Annotated in this window: 18 protein-coding genes and 3 pseudogenes; all 21 read left to right on the forward strand. The window is 42.6% G+C overall.

The annotated features are described in order from the left end of the window. Positions 1 to 68 precede the first annotated feature (68 nt). Complete coding sequence (locus LJE12_RS17570) at positions 69 to 1,121, forward strand: ATP-binding protein (protein WP_227227109.1); 1,053 nt, start codon at positions 69 to 71, stop codon at positions 1,119 to 1,121. Between the two features lie 200 nt (positions 1,122 to 1,321). Continuing rightward, positions 1,322 to 1,669 carry a TnpV protein gene (locus tag LJE12_RS17575; RefSeq protein ID WP_119246166.1) on the forward strand — a complete coding sequence of 116 codons (348 nt, stop codon included), beginning with the start codon at positions 1,322 to 1,324 and terminating at the stop codon, positions 1,667 to 1,669. Positions 1,670 to 1,845: 176 nt separating this feature from the next. Beyond that, a complete protein-coding gene (locus tag LJE12_RS17580; protein ID WP_118338537.1) occupies positions 1,846 to 2,802 on the forward strand; it encodes an ORF6N domain-containing protein in 957 nt (318 codons plus the stop codon). 79 nt (positions 2,803 to 2,881) lie between these two features. Beyond that, positions 2,882 to 3,196 (forward strand): helix-turn-helix domain-containing protein, encoded by a 315-nt coding sequence (locus LJE12_RS17585; RefSeq protein WP_019162573.1) that lies wholly within the window; start codon positions 2,882 to 2,884, stop codon positions 3,194 to 3,196. A 246-nt stretch (positions 3,197 to 3,442) separates the two neighbouring features. Beyond that, on the forward strand, positions 3,443 to 4,720 hold the full coding sequence (locus LJE12_RS17590; protein WP_118338536.1) for an IS630 family transposase: 1,278 nt from the start codon (positions 3,443 to 3,445) through the stop codon (positions 4,718 to 4,720). A 30-nt stretch (positions 4,721 to 4,750) separates the two neighbouring features. Continuing rightward, positions 4,751 to 5,053, forward strand: a complete 303-nt coding sequence (locus LJE12_RS17595) for an SIR2 family NAD-dependent protein deacylase (RefSeq protein WP_173679183.1) — start codon at positions 4,751 to 4,753, stop codon at positions 5,051 to 5,053. After that, a complete protein-coding gene (locus LJE12_RS17600; RefSeq protein ID WP_147421212.1) occupies positions 5,010 to 5,594 on the forward strand; it encodes a hypothetical protein in 585 nt (194 codons plus the stop codon). Before LJE12_RS17595 ends, LJE12_RS17600 begins: the two co-directional genes overlap by 44 nt. A gap of 250 nt (positions 5,595 to 5,844) precedes the next feature. Beyond that, positions 5,845 to 6,132 carry a hypothetical protein gene (locus LJE12_RS17605; protein ID WP_227227111.1) on the forward strand — a complete coding sequence of 96 codons (288 nt, stop codon included), beginning with the start codon at positions 5,845 to 5,847 and terminating at the stop codon, positions 6,130 to 6,132. Further along, positions 6,113 to 6,487: a TnpV protein gene (locus LJE12_RS17610; protein WP_001129922.1), complete on the forward strand. Its 375-nt coding sequence runs from the start codon at positions 6,113 to 6,115 to the stop codon at positions 6,485 to 6,487. Before LJE12_RS17605 ends, LJE12_RS17610 begins: the two co-directional genes overlap by 20 nt. Positions 6,488 to 6,853: 366 nt before the next feature. Beyond that, positions 6,854 to 8,773 (forward strand): tetracycline resistance ribosomal protection protein Tet(O), encoded by a 1,920-nt coding sequence (gene tet(O) / locus LJE12_RS17615; RefSeq protein ID WP_000691758.1) that lies wholly within the window; start codon positions 6,854 to 6,856, stop codon positions 8,771 to 8,773. A gap of 54 nt (positions 8,774 to 8,827) precedes the next feature. Further along, positions 8,828 to 8,998, forward strand: coding sequence for a cysteine-rich KTR domain-containing protein (locus tag LJE12_RS17620; RefSeq protein ID WP_004614788.1), 171 nt, complete (start codon positions 8,828 to 8,830; stop codon positions 8,996 to 8,998). 490 nt (positions 8,999 to 9,488) lie between these two features. Next, on the forward strand, positions 9,489 to 9,998 hold the full coding sequence (locus LJE12_RS17625; RefSeq protein ID WP_442860799.1) for a sigma-70 family RNA polymerase sigma factor: 510 nt from the start codon (positions 9,489 to 9,491) through the stop codon (positions 9,996 to 9,998). A 94-nt stretch (positions 9,999 to 10,092) separates the two neighbouring features. Further along, complete coding sequence (locus LJE12_RS17630; protein WP_000323895.1) at positions 10,093 to 10,518, forward strand: sigma-70 family RNA polymerase sigma factor; 426 nt, start codon at positions 10,093 to 10,095, stop codon at positions 10,516 to 10,518. An 83-nt stretch (positions 10,519 to 10,601) separates the two neighbouring features. Further along, positions 10,602 to 11,076 (forward strand): annotated as a pseudogene (locus tag LJE12_RS17635) (RNA polymerase sigma factor). Positions 11,077 to 11,230: 154 nt separating this feature from the next. Next, positions 11,231 to 12,263: pseudogene (locus LJE12_RS17640) on the forward strand (AAA family ATPase). 517 nt (positions 12,264 to 12,780) lie between these two features. Beyond that, positions 12,781 to 13,746, forward strand: a complete 966-nt coding sequence (mobV, locus tag LJE12_RS17645; RefSeq protein WP_001820668.1) for a MobV family relaxase — start codon at positions 12,781 to 12,783, stop codon at positions 13,744 to 13,746. Positions 13,747 to 13,754: 8 nt separating this feature from the next. After that, positions 13,755 to 14,609, forward strand: coding sequence for a ParB/RepB/Spo0J family partition protein (locus LJE12_RS17650; RefSeq protein ID WP_000743700.1), 855 nt, complete (start codon positions 13,755 to 13,757; stop codon positions 14,607 to 14,609). Positions 14,610 to 14,654: 45 nt separating this feature from the next. Continuing rightward, positions 14,655 to 14,885 carry a YdbC family protein gene (locus LJE12_RS17655; protein WP_001206986.1) on the forward strand — a complete coding sequence of 77 codons (231 nt, stop codon included), beginning with the start codon at positions 14,655 to 14,657 and terminating at the stop codon, positions 14,883 to 14,885. A gap of 71 nt (positions 14,886 to 14,956) precedes the next feature. Beyond that, complete coding sequence (locus tag LJE12_RS17660) at positions 14,957 to 15,148, forward strand: hypothetical protein (protein ID WP_001820669.1); 192 nt, start codon at positions 14,957 to 14,959, stop codon at positions 15,146 to 15,148. A gap of 54 nt (positions 15,149 to 15,202) precedes the next feature. Next, the gene (locus tag LJE12_RS17665) at positions 15,203 to 17,059 is read left to right on the forward strand and encodes a recombinase family protein (protein WP_001820670.1); all 1,857 of its coding nucleotides are present in this window, start codon (positions 15,203 to 15,205) and stop codon (positions 17,057 to 17,059) included. A 24-nt stretch (positions 17,060 to 17,083) separates the two neighbouring features. Continuing rightward, a pseudogene (locus LJE12_RS17670) lies at positions 17,084 to 17,497 on the forward strand (conjugal transfer protein); the annotation flags it as partial. Positions 17,498 to 17,590 lie beyond the last annotated feature (93 nt).

Raw genomic sequence — 17,590 nt, forward strand, 5'->3', positions numbered from 1 at the left:
GTTACAGGCGTATCCGCCGATATTCAGTCTGACGCCTAAAGCGTCTGGAAGCACGCGACTTCAGTCGTGTGAGGATAAAGTTTTTAATTCACGATCTTGATTATGAAGAACTGACAGATTACAGGAAATTATATAAATATTTAAAGAAACGTCTGATTGATGGAAAAATGACATATATTTTCCTTGATGAAGTTCAGAATGTAACAGATTTTCCGAAAGTGCTGGACAGTCTTTATATTAAAAAAAACATAGATATTTATGTGACTGGTTCCAATGCATATATGTTGTCCAGTGAGATTGCAACTATGATTTCAGGAAGATATATTCAGATTGAAATGTTGCCGTTGTCTTTTAAGGAATATATGGAGAGTACTGGCAGTATGAATGACAGAGGAATCAAATATGCTGAGTATTTGCAGAATAGTTCATTTCCGTTTACACTGGAATTAAAAAATCAGCCAGATGAGATCAGAGATTATCTGGAAGGAATCTATAATACGATTGTTGTAAAGGATATTATAAACAGGAAAAAAATCACAGATACTATGATGCTTAAGAGTGTCTTAAGATTTGTGTTTGATAATATAGGAAATCCATTGTCATCAAAAAAAATTGCAGATACGATGACCTCAGAAGGGCGAAAAATTGATACAAAAACGGTGGAAAAATATCTGGAGGCTTTTAGCGAGAGTTATATTATATATCAGGCAAAACGTTATAATATAAAGGGAAAACAATATTTAAAAACTCTTGAAAAATATTATATAGTTGATATTGGAATGAGGTATATGCTTTTAGGATCGAGGCAGGCAGATGCAGGACATGTTCTGGAAAATATAGTCTATCTGGAATTGTTACGTCGAGGATATGATGTGTATGTTGGAAAAATCAATTCATATGAAGTGGATTTTGTGGCACAGAATAAAAAGGGAACAGTATATTTCCAGGTGGCACTGACTGTACAGGATGAAAATACACTTTTGAGAGAATTAAGACCATTACAGGCGATACGAGATCATTATCCAAAGATTATCTTAACAATGGATGAAGAACCAGAAGAACAATATGAGGGAATTCGACATATTAATGCCAGAGACTGGTTATTGGGGATTGTAGACTGAACAATGCAAATTAATTAGCACTCATCACTTGATAATGGAAGTTGATTTTTGTCCTGTCTTGTGTATCCCGGAAGTGCCTGTTTTACAGGCTTTCCGGGGCATCAGTCATTTTGTCTGGTATTGTAAAACAGTGTCAGATTTGTCGTAAATGTCGTAAATTTGTGGTCAAAAAATGATGAGAAATGGAGAGTGCTAATAAAATGGAATTAACGTATACAAATGTAAATGGATATCTGATCCCGAATCTCACCTATAAATCCGGTGAGCAGATGGAGCAACTTGGCAAGTATGGTTTTCTTCGCAGAGATTATCTGAAAAACTATCGAAATTCAACCTATCAGATGATGCTTTTACAGGATACCATTGGAGAGCATCTTCTGGAAGTGGACAAGGCAGCCAGAGAACGGGAAGAGGTAATACTGAAACAGTTAGAAGAAAAAGAACCATTGCCGGATAAAGAGAAAGATCAGATTGCCTGGGTAAGAGCTGCTAATCAACACAAAGCAATTGCAGAAGAGATTATTCTCAAGGAATTGATTTATGTTTAAATGAAGGTGATGAGGTCGTGGATTGCGACCTCATTATTGTATGAAAAATAGCAGTAGGCAGAATGAGAAAAATAGGGTAAAATGGGAACATGGATTTTGGGAACTCATAAGAAATGATTGTGCGGTAAAGTAACTTGAAATGCCAGTCTGGCATTTCAAGTTATAGAGGAGATGGAATGGCGGATCAGAAAGTAAGAGAAATGGAACCAGTGGAAACACAAATAGTTGAAATCATGCCACCGGACGTTGAAAATCTGATTTATGTAGTAAGAAACAAACAAGTCATGGTGGATAGTGATCTGGCAATGCTTTATCAGGTAGAAACGGGAGCGTTAAACAGAGCCGTTAAAAGAAATATTGCCAGATTTCCAGAAGATTTTCGATTTCAGCTTACAAAAGATGAATATGAAAACTTGAAATGCCAATTTGGCACCTCAAATGGCAGTGGAACAGAAAATGGTTATGGTGGCAGACGTACATTACCGTATGTATTTACAGAGCAGGGAATATCCATGCTTGCAAGTGTATTGCATAGCGAGGTGGCAATTAATGTAAGTATAGGTATTATGCGTGCATTTGTAGAAATGCGACGGTTTATAGCCAACAATGCACTTTTGTTTGAAAGGATTAGTAACGTTGAGCTAAAACAACTGGAATATCAGAAAAAGACAGATGAAAAACTGGAACAGATTTTTGAGTACATATCAGATCATGAGGAGTCTAATCAAAAGATATTTTTTGATGGTCAGATATATGATGCATTCAGCTTATTGATAGGACTGATTCAGAAAGCAGAAATGGAAATTGTTCTGGTAGATGGATATGTGGATGTAGGAACATTAAATATTTTGTCAAAGAAGAAAGAAAATGTGGCGGTGACAGTTTATACACAGCAACGGACAAAATTATCTCAAACAGATGTAGATAACTTTAATGCACAGTATCCTAAACTGGATGTGAAGTACACAAGAGCATTTCATGATCGTTTTTTAATTCTTGATAAAACGAAAGCATATCATGTGGGTGCGTCTTTGAAGGATGCAGGTAAAAAATGTTTTGGAATTAATCTGATTGAAGATGCAGGTATTGTAAGAGATATTTTACAGAGATTGGAATTGGAAACAGAAGAATAGAAAAGTAAGTTATGCAGAAAGGCGTGAGTCATAAGAATATGGCTTGCGTCTTTTTCTGTCTGGAAAGGAAGTGGGGAGCATGGCACAGATTTTTCGTGTAGAGAGAACTAAGAATTTTACGGTAATGAGTAATCACCATTTCAAGAATAAGAATCTGACATTGAAAGCGAAAGGTCTATTATCGCTGATGTTAAGTTTGCCAGATGACTGGAATTACAATATGCAAGGACTGGCAACATTGAGCAGAGATGGGATTGATTCTGTTCGTTCTGCAATTAAGGAATTAGAGCATCATGGATATGTGGAACGTCATAGATTGCGTAATGAGTATGGCTTTTATGGCGATACCGAATATATTATCCGGGAAGTTCCATTAGGAGAAGAAAATGATTAAGTGGAGAAGAGAAGTGCCTAAGGGTGGATAGTCCAATTTTGGACAATCAGGTCATAGGAAATTTCTATCTCCGGACATCAGAAAATAGGAAAACCAGATATGGTAAATCCCATACTGGACAAACCGTTGCTATTAATAATCCATGTTATTAAATATGAATTATTAAAGAACTAGTATAATCCATTTTAATTGTCTTTATGTTTGAAGTATGGTATACTATTCCCATAATGAAAGGGGAATGATACGATGCCAAATACAGTAAAAGTGCTGAAGCTTACAACGGATGAAAAAAACTCTTTAGAGTGTCTTCTTCGATGTCCAACAACGGAAGCCAGAAAATATATCCGGGCAAAGATTTTGTTATTAAAAAGTGATTCTTATACCAATGAAGCCATTGCCGACAAGCTTGATATAACCGTGCCTACCGTCCGCTTATGTCTCCAGAAATATTTTGCTGGCGGTATTGATAATGCTTTAAACGATTGCAAAGGAAAAGGTCGCAAGCAGGAAATATCCGATGATGACATCACATGGGTGGTCAATAAAGCCTGCCAGAAGCCGCTGGATTACGGTTTTTCTGCTGAATTTTGGTATCCCGCCAGCTTTACTCGTTTTATACAGTCTATTGCTGTGAAGGAAGGGCATCCAAGGTTAGAACATGTTTCAGAATTTTCTCTCAGGAAAATTCTTGCCAATGCCAAAATCCGTCCTTTTAAAGTCACATATTACTGCGAAAAAAGGGATCCTGATTTCGATTCAAAGATGCACAATGTCCTTGTAATTTATAAGCAGGTTTCACTGCAGTTTGATAAAGACGGGAATCTGCTACCTTTTGAGGGAACCCCTGTCCATACGTTATCCTATGACGAGAAACCGGGAATACAAGCAATCGGCTCCACAACTCCAGATCTGCCGCCGATTAGTAATACAGAGAAAGGCAGCAGCTATATGCGGGATTATGAGTATATCCGCTATGGTACTATATCGTTACTGGCGGCGATAGATCTTCTTACAGGAGAGGCAATCCCACTGGTGAGTGATACCCACAAAAGTTCAGATTTTGTGGAGTTCCTAACACGGTTGGATGCAAAATATCCTGAAGGTGATAAAATACGTCTCATCCTTGACAACCATTCGGCACATACATCGCAGGAAACACAGCGATATTTAAATAACCATTTAGGAAGGTTTGAGTTTGTATTCACACCAACTCATGGTTTCTGGCTTAACTTGGTAGAAGGTTTTTTCAGCAAACTCACAAAGCAAATGCTTCAAGGTATACGTGTTGCTAGCAAGGAAGAACTGTCGGAGCGGATTTATAAATACTTTGATGAGATTAATCAGATTCCTATTCCATACCATGGGTCTTATAATCTCGATAGTATCGACCTAGCTACAGAGGATATTGACCAGATTGTGTATGAAGTTGTCAATGCCAAGGCGGCATCGGAAGAACTGAGTTGTAAACGTGCACCTAAGCCTATAAAACGCAGTCCTAAAAAGTCTGCCAAAACAGAAAACTAATTAAAACGGATTATACTAGTATTTTCACAGTTGCAAGGAATTGCGGAAATCTATAAAATTCATGGTTCTGTACAAAATCCAGAATCCATTGTCATTAACAAAGCAGATTATCAGAAATTTTATGACAAAGGAAAATATCTTGCCGCAAAATTGATGACGATTTTTATGGAATATCCGATTATTTTCATAGGTTACTCTATTTCAGATTCAGATATTCAGGCGATTCTTAGCGATGTTGTGGAATGTTTGCCATTGGATAAAATAGAAACTTTACAAAAAAGATTTATTTTTGTTGAATATAATCTGGATTTCATTGGAAGATGGTCGTATTGATGAAAATATGCTTGCACTTTCGATTGGTTTAACAACGACCGGTGTATATGGTTTAGCAAGAGCAGTAAATTCTGAACAATGGTATAGAAACATTATTTTACACGATTCGTTATATTCATGCGAGCAATTATTAGAATTTGTTTATCCAGAGCTTGCAAAACAAAATTCCTGGAAATTGCCGGTGTGGTATTATATTTCAAAATCTAATATGAAAAGCGAATTGGCAGAAGAAAAAGCCCCACATTCATATACTGAAATTGTCACAGAATCAACAATTAAACGTAATCGTTCTGCAATTGGAGAAAGAACAGCATGGGAAGTATGGACACAAGAAAAAGATAATTTAATGAAGGCAATTCGTTTGCTTGGGTGTATGCCAGAAGAAAAAATAGATGTAAATCAGTATCGAAGTATTTTGCAAGCGATATTTACAGAGAACAACAATATTTTAAGTTCTTTAGATAGTCCGAATCGTAGTAATCTTCACAGAATGATTAGGATATATGATTTTCTGGAATATGGACAAAAAAAGACCCCGTGATTCAAGCATCTGCAGGCAGACACCATCACGGAGACCCCGGACAGCTGGAATACAGGCAACATAGCATCTGTAAACAGACACCATCACGGATGCACTATAAACCTATACTCATTATATGAGGTAAGCTATTTTTTGTCAACAACCAGATCTTGGATAAAGAAGGAAAGAGAACCATGATTATAGAAGAAATTTATGCAGGTGTAGCGATAAGTACCATATATTTGAAAGTACAGAGGGAAGATAATGCAGCATGGATACAGACAAAATAATACAAGATTTAAATCGCAGATTTGCTGTATTTCTGCCTGAGTTTTATCAGCGTCGTATCATTTTCTGGTACGATGAAGATAAGGAATTTGAGGATAAACTGGATGAAGTGGTTTTGGAAAATGCAAAGGTGATTGAGCTGACTGGGAATAATGTGTTTTGTCGGAATCTATATGAAGCTCGGAGAACTAATGATGTAGGACGGATTTTGCGGACATTCAAAATAAAAAAGAATGTGGAGGTAACAGACAATGGCAAAATCATTATTTGAGGAACTGGGCGGCAAATACGAAAGGCAAGGGGATTATTTGATACCGTGCTTAACTGTACCCGCCGAAGAAGAACAGGCAATAGGCATCTGGGGGCAACGGCATTTAGATTATCTAAAACAGTACCGTAAAGTTACATACACCAATCTTCTTACAAGCGGCAGGCTAAACGCCTACCTTGCCGACATCAACAGACAGGCACAGGAACGCTTTGAAAGGCTCATAGAGGGTATGAAACAGGCACAGGGCATAACGGAACAGCTAAAGGCAGAAAACGCCTTAGAATGGACAGGATGCCTCAATAACATAAGGGCTTGTGCGAGGGAGATTGTGGAAAAGGAAATTATTTTTGCATAAACAGATGATTAGTGGCAGGGGGAAATCCTGCCGCTTTTTCTGCTTTAGTTTGTCAGCTTGACAAATAAAGGGTTAAGGAATATAATTAGATTCAGTATTATACAAGGAGTTAATAAATATGCGGCAAGGTATTCTTAAATAAACTGTCAATTTGATAGTGGGAACAAAAAGTAGCAGTCCCGTTTCACTTTTAATATGGGGCTTAGTTTTTTGTACCCAGTTTAAGAATACTTTTATCATGTAATTTTATATGCCCGAAAACATATAAGTGTTTTGGGGCTATTGGAGTTATTTACCCAGTGATAGGAGTATTTATCACTGGGTATTTTTATGCCCTTTTTTGGGTGTTGATAGGAGGAAAATCACATGAAAATAATTAACTTAGGCATTCTGGCTCACGTTGACGCAGGAAAGACAACATTAACGGAAAGTTTATTGTATACCAGTGGTGCAATTGCAGAACTAGGGAGCGTAGATGAAGGCACAACAAGGACAGATACAATGAATTTGGAGCGTCAAAGGGGAATCACTATCCAGACAGCAGTGACATCTTTTCAGTGGGAGGATGTAAAAGTCAACATTATAGATACGCCAGGCCATATGGATTTTTTGGCGGAAGTATACCGTTCTTTATCCGTATTAGACGGAGCAGTATTATTAGTTTCTGCAAAGGATGGCATACAGGCACAGACCCGTATACTGTTTCATGCACTACAGATAATGAAGATTCCGACAATTTTTTTCATCAATAAAATTGACCAAGAGGGGATTGATTTGCCAATGGTATATCGGGAAATGAAAGCAAAGCTTTCTTCGGAAATTATAGTGAAGCAAAAGGTTGGGCAGCATCCCCATATAAATGTAACGGACAATGACGATATGGAACAGTGGGATGCGGTAATTATGGGAAACGATGAACTATTAGAGAAATATATGTCAGGGAAACCGTTTAAAATGTCAGAACTGGAACAGGAAGAAAACAGGAGATTCCAAAACGGAACGTTATTTCCCGTTTATCACGGAAGCGCTAAAAACAATCTGGGGATTCGGCAGCTTATAGAAGTAATTGCCAGTAAATTTTATTCATCAACGCCTGAAGGTCAATCTGAACTATGCGGGCAGGTTTTTAAGATTGAATATTCAGAGAAAAGGCGGCGTTTTGTTTATGTGCGTATATATAGCGGAACATTGCATTTGAGGGATGTTATTAGAATATCTGAAAAAGAGAAAATAAAAATCACAGAGATGTGTGTTCCGACAAACGGTGAATTATATTCATCCGATACAGCCTGCTCTGGTGATATTGTAATTTTACCAAATGATGTTTTGCAGCTAAACAGTATTTTGGGGAACGAAATACTGTTGCCGCAGAGAAAATTTATTGAAAATCCTCTCCCTATGCTCCAAACAACGATTGCAGTAAAGAAATCTGAACAGCGGGAAATATTGCTTGGGGCACTTACAGAAATTTCAGATGGCGACCCTCTTTTAAAATATTATGTGGATACTACAACGCATGAGATTATACTTTCTTTTTTGGGGAATGTGCAGATGGAAGTCATTTGTGCCATCCTTGAGGAAAAATATCATGTGGAGGCAGAAATAAAAGAGCCTACTGTTATATATATGGAAAGACCGCTTAGAAAAGCAGAATATACCATCCACATAGAAGTCCCGCCAAATCCTTTCTGGGCTTCTGTCGGGTTGTCCATAGAGCCGCTCCCTATTGGAAGCGGAGTGCAGTATGAAAGCAGAGTTTCACTTGGATATTTAAATCAATCGTTCCAAAATGCGGTTATGGAGGGGGTTCTTTATGGCTGCGAGCAGGGGCTGTATGGATGGAAAGTGACAGACTGTAAAATCTGTTTTGAATATGGATTGTATTATAGTCCTGTAAGTACCCCCGCAGACTTTCGGCTGCTTTCCCCTATCGTATTGGAGCAGGCTTTAAAAAAAGCAGGGACAGAACTATTAGAGCCATATCTCCACTTTGAAATTTATGCACCGCAGGAATATCTCTCACGGGCGTATCATGATGCTCCAAGGTATTGTGCAGATATTGTAAGTACTCAGATAAAGAATGACGAGGTCATTCTGAAAGGAGAAATCCCTGCTAGATGTATTCAAGAATACAGGAACGATTTAACTTATTTCACAAATGGGCAGGGAGTCTGCTTGACAGAGTTAAAAGGATACCAGCCAGCTATTGGTAAATTTATTTGCCAACCCCGCCGCCCGAATAGCCGTATAGATAAGGTTCGGCATATGTTCCACAAGTTAGCTTAACAGCTTGCAAAAGTCATATAAAATGAGATTTGAAAGGATTAGAGACTAATTATGATGAAATGCGAATGGATATTGTGTCCTGTTTGTGGGAGCAAAACCCGTAATAAAATTAGGAAGGACACTGTTTTGGAGAATTATCCCCTTTATTGTCCAAAATGCAGACAAGAAAGATTGATTAAAGTTGACAACTTGAAGATAACTGTCATCAAAGAGCCAGACGCTTAAGACGCAGAGCCGATGAAATTGTGGAACAATTCACGAATCATCGGCTCTTTTTGTTTCGTATTTGAAAGAACAAACTCACCAAATAAAAAAAACGATATTCGGGTGGGTTATTTTGTTATACCCTAAATTACCCTCTGAATTTGTTTTTAAATTTGGAGGGATTTTTTTATGTCCTTTTTTCGGGCAGTTATCTATCTGCTCATACGAAGCAAAATTTATCAATACATAGCATATCAGAGAACGGCAGGAAACCAGTTAAAAAAATTTCTGCCAGTGCAACGGTACTTCTCACCTTGAAAGTAGAAGTACAATCTCCATACAATAGAATTACTATTTCCTATAACCGTAAAGGTCACAGAGCCTTTGCGGTTTTTCTTTTGTCGATTTTTGTTGGAAAGTGCCGTAGGGCTGTTTCTGATATGCGGTGTCGTTCTCCGCCTCTCCATCTGGATTTTTTACATTTCAAAAATTCAGATGGGAGGTATTTATGGTGAAATATGCACCAAGAAAGGTATATATCAGAGAAGGTGGCGGCTATGTGGAATTATCCTACACGGAGTTCTGCCGTTGCAGGGAATCCGACCAGACCTATATGGACAAGCTGTTTATCCCCATTCAAGGCTGTCTGCTTGAAGTCGTGAGGGAGCAATACACAGACTTCTACCGTGACAAGGAACGGTGGCGTTATCTGCAAAAATTAGATACAAAGAATAGACTGCTATCTCTCGACGGATTTACGGACAGCGAGGGGAATCCTCTGGACTTTATCACTGATGAAGCGGTGGACATTGCAGAAACCGTTGTCAATGCGGTCATGGTGGACAGGCTGAAAGCCGCCCTGCCTTTGCTGTCGGATAGTGAACAGGAGCTGATACAGGCAATCTTTTTTGACGGACTTTCCGAGCGTGAAGTCGGGGCGAGGTTGGGCATAACCCAGAGCGTTGTAAACAAACGCAAAGCCAGAATCCTAATAAAACTAAGAAAGATAATAGAAAATTAAAATTTAAGGCGTTCAGCCCCCTTGTTTTTTCCTTTGGGAAGATGAGGGGGCTTTTCTCTGCCCTCTCAATCAATTCTGATTGGAGGAAGTAAGAATGGCATACAACCACGGACGGGAGGACAGGAAATGGCGTATCTGGAAAGAAGCGGAGGAAAAGCTGCTGCGTGAGTGCGGCGTTGATGAAGCGACCATTGAGCAGATACGCATGGCGGACAGGGCAGACTTCAATTCCAACAGGCGGTTTTACCGATGGACGAATGACGTTGCGGAATATCTTGAGGACATGGCAGGCAGGGAGCGGCAGGCGGAAGTGGGTACGGTTGCGGAGTTACTGGAAGAGATTGAGAGCGAAAATCTCTATCAAGTATTAGTCACGGTGGACGGGCGTACCTTGAAAATCGTCCTGCTGAAAATGCAGGGGTATTCCACAAAGGAGATTGCCCCGCTTGTGCATTTGACGACTGGTGCCATCTATGCGAGGTTAGACCATCTGCGGAAGAAGCTGCGGAAAATTTTATAGCTTCTAAAACAGCCTGCCATCCTGCGGGCTACTGGGTGAGGGATGGAAATCCCCTCACTCATTTTTTGCAGGAGGACAACAGGATGGCATACAGGGTTAAGGCATACACGCTTCGGGAGGAATCCACGGAAAGCGGCACAAGGTATTTTATCAGCTTTAAGGACGGGCAGGGCAAATCCCACGAGTTGGAAGTGTCGGAACAGTTCTTTATGGAGTTTCGGCAGATGGAGCGCAGGAACAGGAATCTTTTCTAATGGGACGAGCGGCACAGGGAGTTTAACGAGGTATGGGACGAAACCCTTTACAGACGGGCGTTGCGTGTGCCTAAGAGCCTTGATGAACGCATGGTTGAGGAAGAACGGAATGAAACGCTCTATAAGGCGGTTGGGAGCCTTCCAGAGATACAAAGGCGGCGTTTCCTGCTCGACTACGAGTATGAGTTCAATTTTTACCAAATCGCCGCTATGGAGCATTGCACCGCTTCGGCAATACAGAAATCTGTTGCGATTGCAAAGGAGAAAGTAAAGGCGGAAATTGAAGAAATATCTCCAACCGTGACCGACACCGCCCGAAAAAGAAATCTGTTTTTTATTTGTGTGGGATTGGCGGCATTACATACTCTCACTTTTTTCCGTGGGAGTAAATCTATTTTTAAGGAGGTCAACGCCTATGTGCAACGAAAACAAAGACACCGCCCGAAAGGAGGAAAGCCATGCAGAAGTTACAGACAGTCAACGCCGAAACGCTCCTTTATGAACCGCTTGAGAAACCATCCTTTGTGGTGGACAGCCTTATCCCGACAGGCTTATCGCTGTTCTGCGGCTCACAGAAGATAGGCAAAAGCTGGCTCATGCTGAAGCTATGCTTATGCGTGTCGCAGGGAATCCCTTTATGGGATATGCCGACAATGGAGGGCGATGTGCTTTACCTCTGCCTTGAGGACACGTTCTGCCGCATACAGGACAGGTTATTTCGTTTGACGGACGAAGCAAGCGGGCGGCTCCACTTTGCCGTGGCAAGCTGCAAGCTGTCAGACGGTCTTATCGTGCAGCTTGAAGATTATCTGAAAGATTACCCAGACAGCAGGCTCATTGTCATTGATACCTTGCAGAAAGTCCGTACAGCTTCAAAAGACAATGCCTATGCAAGCGACTATGGGGACATCTCCCTCATCAAAGACTTTGCCGACAGGCACTCTCTGGCGGTCATTGTCGTACACCACATCCGAAAGCAGAATGACAGCGACGTGTTCAACAAGGTGTCTGGGACGACAGGATTAACGGGGAGTGCGGACGCTACCTTTGTTCTGGAAAAGGAGAAACGTGCGTCTGACACCGCCAAGCTGTATGTGACGGGCAGGGACACGCCTTATCAGGAATACACGCTGCGTTTCCGTGATTGCCGTTGGGAGCTTGTGGAGCGGAAAACGCAGGAGCAGCTTGCGAAAGAAACGATACCAGATGTCCTTTTTCGGTTGGTGGATTTTATGAGGGATAAGGAAGAATGGATAGGCACGGCAACGGAACTGTTAGCCGCTATGGGGGAAACGGAAACCATACCCACGGTGATTACGAAATGGCTGAATGAATACCGCACCACATTTTTAAGCGAGAACCGTATCTGCTACCAGTACAGCCGCAGGAAAGACGGCAGGCGGATTGCCCTTGCAAGGAGGGCGGGTGACAGCGGTGATGGTGGTGACAGCGATATTAGGATACCCCCCTGTTACTGTCATTGACGCTTAAAGCCATGTAAAGCTGGCGGCTCTGCCCTGCGGGTGACAGCAGTGACGGTGGTGACAGTGATTTTAGGATACCCTGCCGCTGTCATCCCTACGGGAGAACACCCCGTAAACGCAAAATGCAGGCGTGAGATTTACTCGCCCTTTTCGGTCGTGTAAAACCACCCCTGCGGTCAGAAAAATCATTCCGATTTTTCCGACTGCGTTTACAGGGTGTAACACACTACACTTTGCCCTGCAAAGTCGTGTGCCAGACGTTCCCTCTGGACTCCCTTAAGGCAGGGCTGTGCCCTGCTATCCTACGCCTTACGGCTTCGGATAAAAGAATGGCGGCATGACGGTGACGGCTCTTGCGAGGGGGGTATCCCAAAAACACCGTCATCATCGACATGACCGTCATGCAGGGGGTGAGGGTGACAGTTGCGGCAGTCGGCAGGGGGTATCCCAAAACTGCTGTCACCACCGTCACCGCTGTCACCCCAAAGGACGGTCACCCGCCGAAAGAAAGGAGGAATCCGCCTATGCCTTATGCAATCCTGCGTTTCCAGAAACGAAAAGCGGGCGGCGTTGCGGCTTGTGAACGCCACAACGAGCGGAAGAAAGAAGCCTACAAAAGCAACCCAGATATAGATATGGAACGCTCTAAAAACAATTACCATCTCATAGCACCACCAAAGTACACCTACAAGAAAGAGATTAACCGCATGGTAGCCGAAGCGGGGTGCAGGACAAGGAAAGACAGCGTGATGATGGTGGAAACGCTCATCACAGCTTCACCAGAATTTATGAACCAGTTACCGCCCGAAGAACAAAAAGCGTATTTCCAGACGGCTCTTGACTTCATTTCGGAGCGTGTTGGAAAGCAGAATATCCTCTCCGCTGTCGTCCATATGGACGAGAGAACGCCCCATATGCACCTCTGCTTTGTGCCGATTACGCCAGACAATAAGCTGTCAGCGAAAGCTATCTTAGGCAACCAGAAATCATTATCCGAGTGGCAGACCGCCTACCATGAGCGGATGTCCTCACGGTGGAATCAGCTTGAACGGGGGCAGTCCTCAATGGAAACCAAGCGGAAACACGTCCCCACATGGCTCTATAAATTAGGCGGCAGGCTTGATAAACAGTATGAAGAAATCGTGTCTGCCCTATCCGACATCAACGCCTTTAACGCAGGGAAGAAAAGGGATAAAGCGTTAGATTTACTCTCTGCATGGCTGCCAGACGTGGAGAAATTCTCTAAGGAAATCGGGAAACAGCAGGCGTATATCGACAGTTTGAAAGAGAGAATTGGGCAGGAATCAGACTATGCGGGGCGTATGCGTGATGAAAAGTACGAGCAGGAACTAAAGGTGCAGAAAGCGAATCAGAAGATATTTGAATTGCAGAGAACCAACGAGCAGATGGGGCGGCTGCTGTCAAAAATACCGCCCGAAGTGTTGGAAGAATTGCAGAAAAATCATAGAAGCAGAGCGAAAGAAAGGTAGATATGTGAATGAAGAAACAGGATTTTAAGGTGTTAAAGACCAAAGACTTGTACCCGTTCCCCGACAATCCGTTTCATGTGGCAGAAGATGAAACACTGTCAGAGTTAGCGGAAAGCATCAAGGAATTTGGCATTGTCACGCCGATAATCACACGCCCGAAAGAGGACGGGGACGGTTATGAAGTGATTGCAGGACAGCGGCGTGTCCGTGCTTCTGAACTTGCAGGGATAAATACCGTGCCTGCGTTTGTCCTGCCCTTAGACCGTGACCGAGCCATCATCACCCTTGTAGACAGCAATTTGCAGCGTGAGAATATCCTGCCATCGGAGCGGGCGTTTGCTTACAAGATGAAATCCGAAGCCATGAAGCGGCAGGGTTTCCGCACAGACTTAACCTCGTCACAAGTTGTGACGAAGTTGCGGACGGACGACAAGGTGGCACAGGGCTTCGGCGTGGGCAGGATGACCGTGCAGCGTTTTATCCGCCTGACGGAACTGATACCGCCGATTTTGCAGATGGTGGACGAGGGGAAAATCGCCCTCACGCCTGCGGTGGAACTGTCCTTCTTGAAGAAAGACGAGCAGGAAAACCTCTTTGCCACGATGGAGAGCGAAGAAGCAACGCCCTCACTCTCACAGGCACAGCGGATGAAACAGTTAAGCCAGAGCGGGCGGCTTGACATGGATACGATATTTGCGATTATGACGGAGGAAAAGGGCAACCAGAAAGAAACCTTGAAAATCAACACAAGCAAGCTGAAAAAATACTTTCCGAAGAACACAACGCCGAAGCAGATGGAGGAAACCATCATCAAACTTTTGGAGCGTGAGTTGCAGAGGAAACGCAACCGTGACAGCCGCTAATCTTCTTTTTTCGGGAAGTAAATACAGAGAGTTGAGGTATGGAGAATGAGAGAAATCCAGTATGAAATCGTAAAGGAAATCGCAGTATTGTCTACGGGCGACAGTGGCTACACAAAGGAAATCAATCTCATTTCATGGAATGGGAAAGAGCCGAAGTATGACATCCGCAGCTTTTCCCCGAACCGTGAAAAGTGCGGCAAGGGAATCACGCTGAACGCTGATGAAGCGGCGGCACTCCTTAAAGCATTACAGAAAGAATTAAACAGCGAGGATTAATGGTATCTGATTGGCAGGGCGGGGACATTTCCAAACTCTTCCCTGCCCTGTCTGGAAAGGAAGATTTAAGTATGGGCGAGGATAAGAAAGCAGATAAAAAGAGAAAGCGTATCGTGCCAAAAGCACCAGTGCAGATGATAATCAGCCGTGAATATGTCGGCACACAGACCGTTACAGAAGCGTTTGTCCCGATTATCTCCGAGGATATTCGGAAGAAGATTGCCGAGGGCGACACCTTCGACAATGAGGGGCTGTCCGCTTAGAATGTACGCAATGGGACATGAAAACAGATAGGACAGATACGGAGGTTTTACAGTATGGCAGGAATCAAAGAAGAAAAGAAAATCTATTTAGTCGGCATTTATTGCCGCTTATCTAAAGACGATGGTACGGATAACGAGAGTGCGAGCATTGCGACACAGAAATCCATCCTCACGGATTATGTGAAAAAGCAGGGATGGCACATAGCAAAAACGTATGTGGACGATGGTTATTCTGGTACAAATTTCCAAAGACCAAGTTTCCAGAATATGATAAAAGACATTGAAAGCGGTCTGATAAACTGCGTGATTACGAAAGATTTATCCCGTCTGGGGAGAAACTATCTTGATTGTGGGTTATATCTGGAAGTTTTCTTCCCAGAGCATAACGTGAGGTATATAGCGGTCAATGACGGCGTAGATACCTTGAATAAATCTGCTATGGACATCACGCCTTTCCGCAACATTTTAAACGAAATGTATGCCGCTGACATATCTGTTAAGATAAAATCGGCATATCGGGCGAGGTTTCAACAGGGGAAATTCATGGGAACTACCGCCCCTTATGGCTATATCAAAGACCCTGCCGACCACAACCATCTGCTGATAGATGATAAAGTGGCACATGTTGTAAAAGAGATATTCGACCTTGCATTAAAAGGGAATGGAGTTGCCAAAATTTGCAGACATCTTAATAAACAGCATATCCTACGCCCTGCCGCTTATGCGGCGGAGCGTGGCGAAACAGGCTTTGAACGTCATTTTGAGGGGAACGAGGACAAACGCTATATTTGGAGTGGGAACAGCGTGAGGAGCATTTTAAGAAGCCCGATATATGCGGGAAATCTTGTAGGCTACAAACGGATTGCCGCCAATATGAAAAGCAAGAAACGCCCCTCTAAGCTGCCCGAAGAATGGGAAGTGATACCCAATACCCATGAGGGAATAGTCACGCAGGAGGAATTTGATATTGTCCAACAGCTTATTACAAGTCGTAGGCTTCCACAGAACAAGGGAGGATTTGTAAATATTTTTGCAGGCGTTATCAAGTGTGTGGACTGCGGATGTGCTCTGCGGGCAATGAACGTACACAGGAGGAAACGCCCAGAGATTATCGACTGTGTACAGTATTCATGTAATAATTATGCAAGAAACGGAAGAAGCGAGTGTAGTGCCCACAATATAGAAGCAAGGGATTTATTCAATGCCGTTCTTGCCGACATCAACTGTTTTGCGGATATGGCAGTGAATGATGAAAAGGCGGTCAGGGCCATAGAAAAGCGGCTCACGGAAACAGACCAGAGCAGGGCGAAAGCATTAGAGAAAGAACGTAAGAAGCTGAACAAACGCCTTGCGGAACTGGACAGGCTGTTTTCCTCTCTCTACGAGGATAAGGTCATGGAGCGTATTACCGAGCGGAATTTTGAGATGATGTCGGGGAAATACCAGAAAGAGCAGCTTGAAATTGAAGCAAGGCTGAAAGAGGTGACGGAAACTCTTAATGAAAGCTACGAGAAATCACGGGGAATCCGTGACTTCCTCGCCCTTATCCGAAATTATCAAGGCTTAAAAGAACTGGATGCAACAGTTATAAACGCACTCATAGACAAGATACTTGTTTCGGAGCGTGAGAAGATGGCAGACGGAACAGTGAAGCAGGAAATCAAGATTTACTATAAATTCATCGGCTTTGTCGATGAATTACATATCATACCTACAAAACGGTGGGCAGCAATGCCCGCTAAAAATTGTACGGTGTGCGGCGTTGAATATGTCCCGGGCTCTGGTGCATCAAGGTATTGTCCTGCTTGTGCCAAGAAGATACGGAGGGAGAAATCAAACGAGAGCAAACGCAGGAGCAGAGAACAGAAAAGGATAGCATGTATGAACTGTCCGCAAAAAATGACCGACTGAGTATGTTCAGTCTTAATGCCAATGACAGCCAGCGTGACCGTTCATGTGGATAAGGACGGTGCAATGGCCATTACCCAGAATCCGACACTTGCTCCAGCAGTACAGAAATCAAAGCATGAGCCGAAAGCACAGGAAACCGATGTCCGTGTCAGCTCTGATACAGTCAAGGACACTACCGTTTTCTTGGAAACATTCTTTAATCTGTACCCGACAGCTGTGGAAAAGGAACTTGCCTATTATGTCAAAGACGGAGTGCTTGCTCCTGTTTCTGGCGACTATGTATTTTCAGAACTGGTAAACCCTGTCTTTACCAAAGATGGCGATAACCTCAAGGTCAGTGTGTCTGTGAAGTATCTGGATAATAAGTCGAAAATGACACAAATCTCACAGTATGAGCTTGTATTACATAAGAACGATAACTGTAAGATCGTAGAATAAATATTACAGCAGAATAGTATACAACAAAACAGAGTAATGTGGACATCCGTTTAGCACCGACCGTAGCGGAGCGAAGAACATTCAGATGCACAG

The sequence above is a fragment of the Blautia sp. DFI.6.71 genome (assembly GCF_020593585.1).
Classification (GTDB): domain Bacteria; phylum Bacillota; class Clostridia; order Lachnospirales; family Lachnospiraceae; genus Blautia_A; species Blautia_A wexlerae.

What these genes read in the sequence shown, in the direction of transcription:
- LJE12_RS17575 (WP_119246166.1), top strand. Translation starts at nt 1,322, where the DNA reads ATGGAATTAACGTATACAAATGTAAATGGATATCTGATCCCGAATCTC.
- LJE12_RS17580 (WP_118338537.1), top strand. Translation starts at nt 1,846, where the DNA reads ATGGCGGATCAGAAAGTAAGAGAAATGGAACCAGTGGAAACACAAATA.
- LJE12_RS17585 (WP_019162573.1), top strand. Translation starts at nt 2,882, where the DNA reads ATGGCACAGATTTTTCGTGTAGAGAGAACTAAGAATTTTACGGTAATG.
- LJE12_RS17590 (WP_118338536.1), top strand. Translation starts at nt 3,443, where the DNA reads ATGCCAAATACAGTAAAAGTGCTGAAGCTTACAACGGATGAAAAAAAC.
- LJE12_RS17605 (WP_227227111.1), top strand. Translation starts at nt 5,845, where the DNA reads ATGGATACAGACAAAATAATACAAGATTTAAATCGCAGATTTGCTGTA.
- LJE12_RS17610 (WP_001129922.1), top strand. Translation starts at nt 6,113, where the DNA reads ATGGCAAAATCATTATTTGAGGAACTGGGCGGCAAATACGAAAGGCAA.
- LJE12_RS17620 (WP_004614788.1), top strand. Translation starts at nt 8,828, where the DNA reads ATGAAATGCGAATGGATATTGTGTCCTGTTTGTGGGAGCAAAACCCGT.
- LJE12_RS17630 (WP_000323895.1), top strand. Translation starts at nt 10,093, where the DNA reads ATGGCATACAACCACGGACGGGAGGACAGGAAATGGCGTATCTGGAAA.
- mobV (WP_001820668.1), top strand. Translation starts at nt 12,781, where the DNA reads ATGCCTTATGCAATCCTGCGTTTCCAGAAACGAAAAGCGGGCGGCGTT.
- LJE12_RS17650 (WP_000743700.1), top strand. Translation starts at nt 13,755, where the DNA reads ATGAAGAAACAGGATTTTAAGGTGTTAAAGACCAAAGACTTGTACCCG.
- LJE12_RS17655 (WP_001206986.1), top strand. Translation starts at nt 14,655, where the DNA reads ATGAGAGAAATCCAGTATGAAATCGTAAAGGAAATCGCAGTATTGTCT.
- LJE12_RS17660 (WP_001820669.1), top strand. Translation starts at nt 14,957, where the DNA reads ATGGGCGAGGATAAGAAAGCAGATAAAAAGAGAAAGCGTATCGTGCCA.
- LJE12_RS17665 (WP_001820670.1), top strand. Translation starts at nt 15,203, where the DNA reads ATGGCAGGAATCAAAGAAGAAAAGAAAATCTATTTAGTCGGCATTTAT.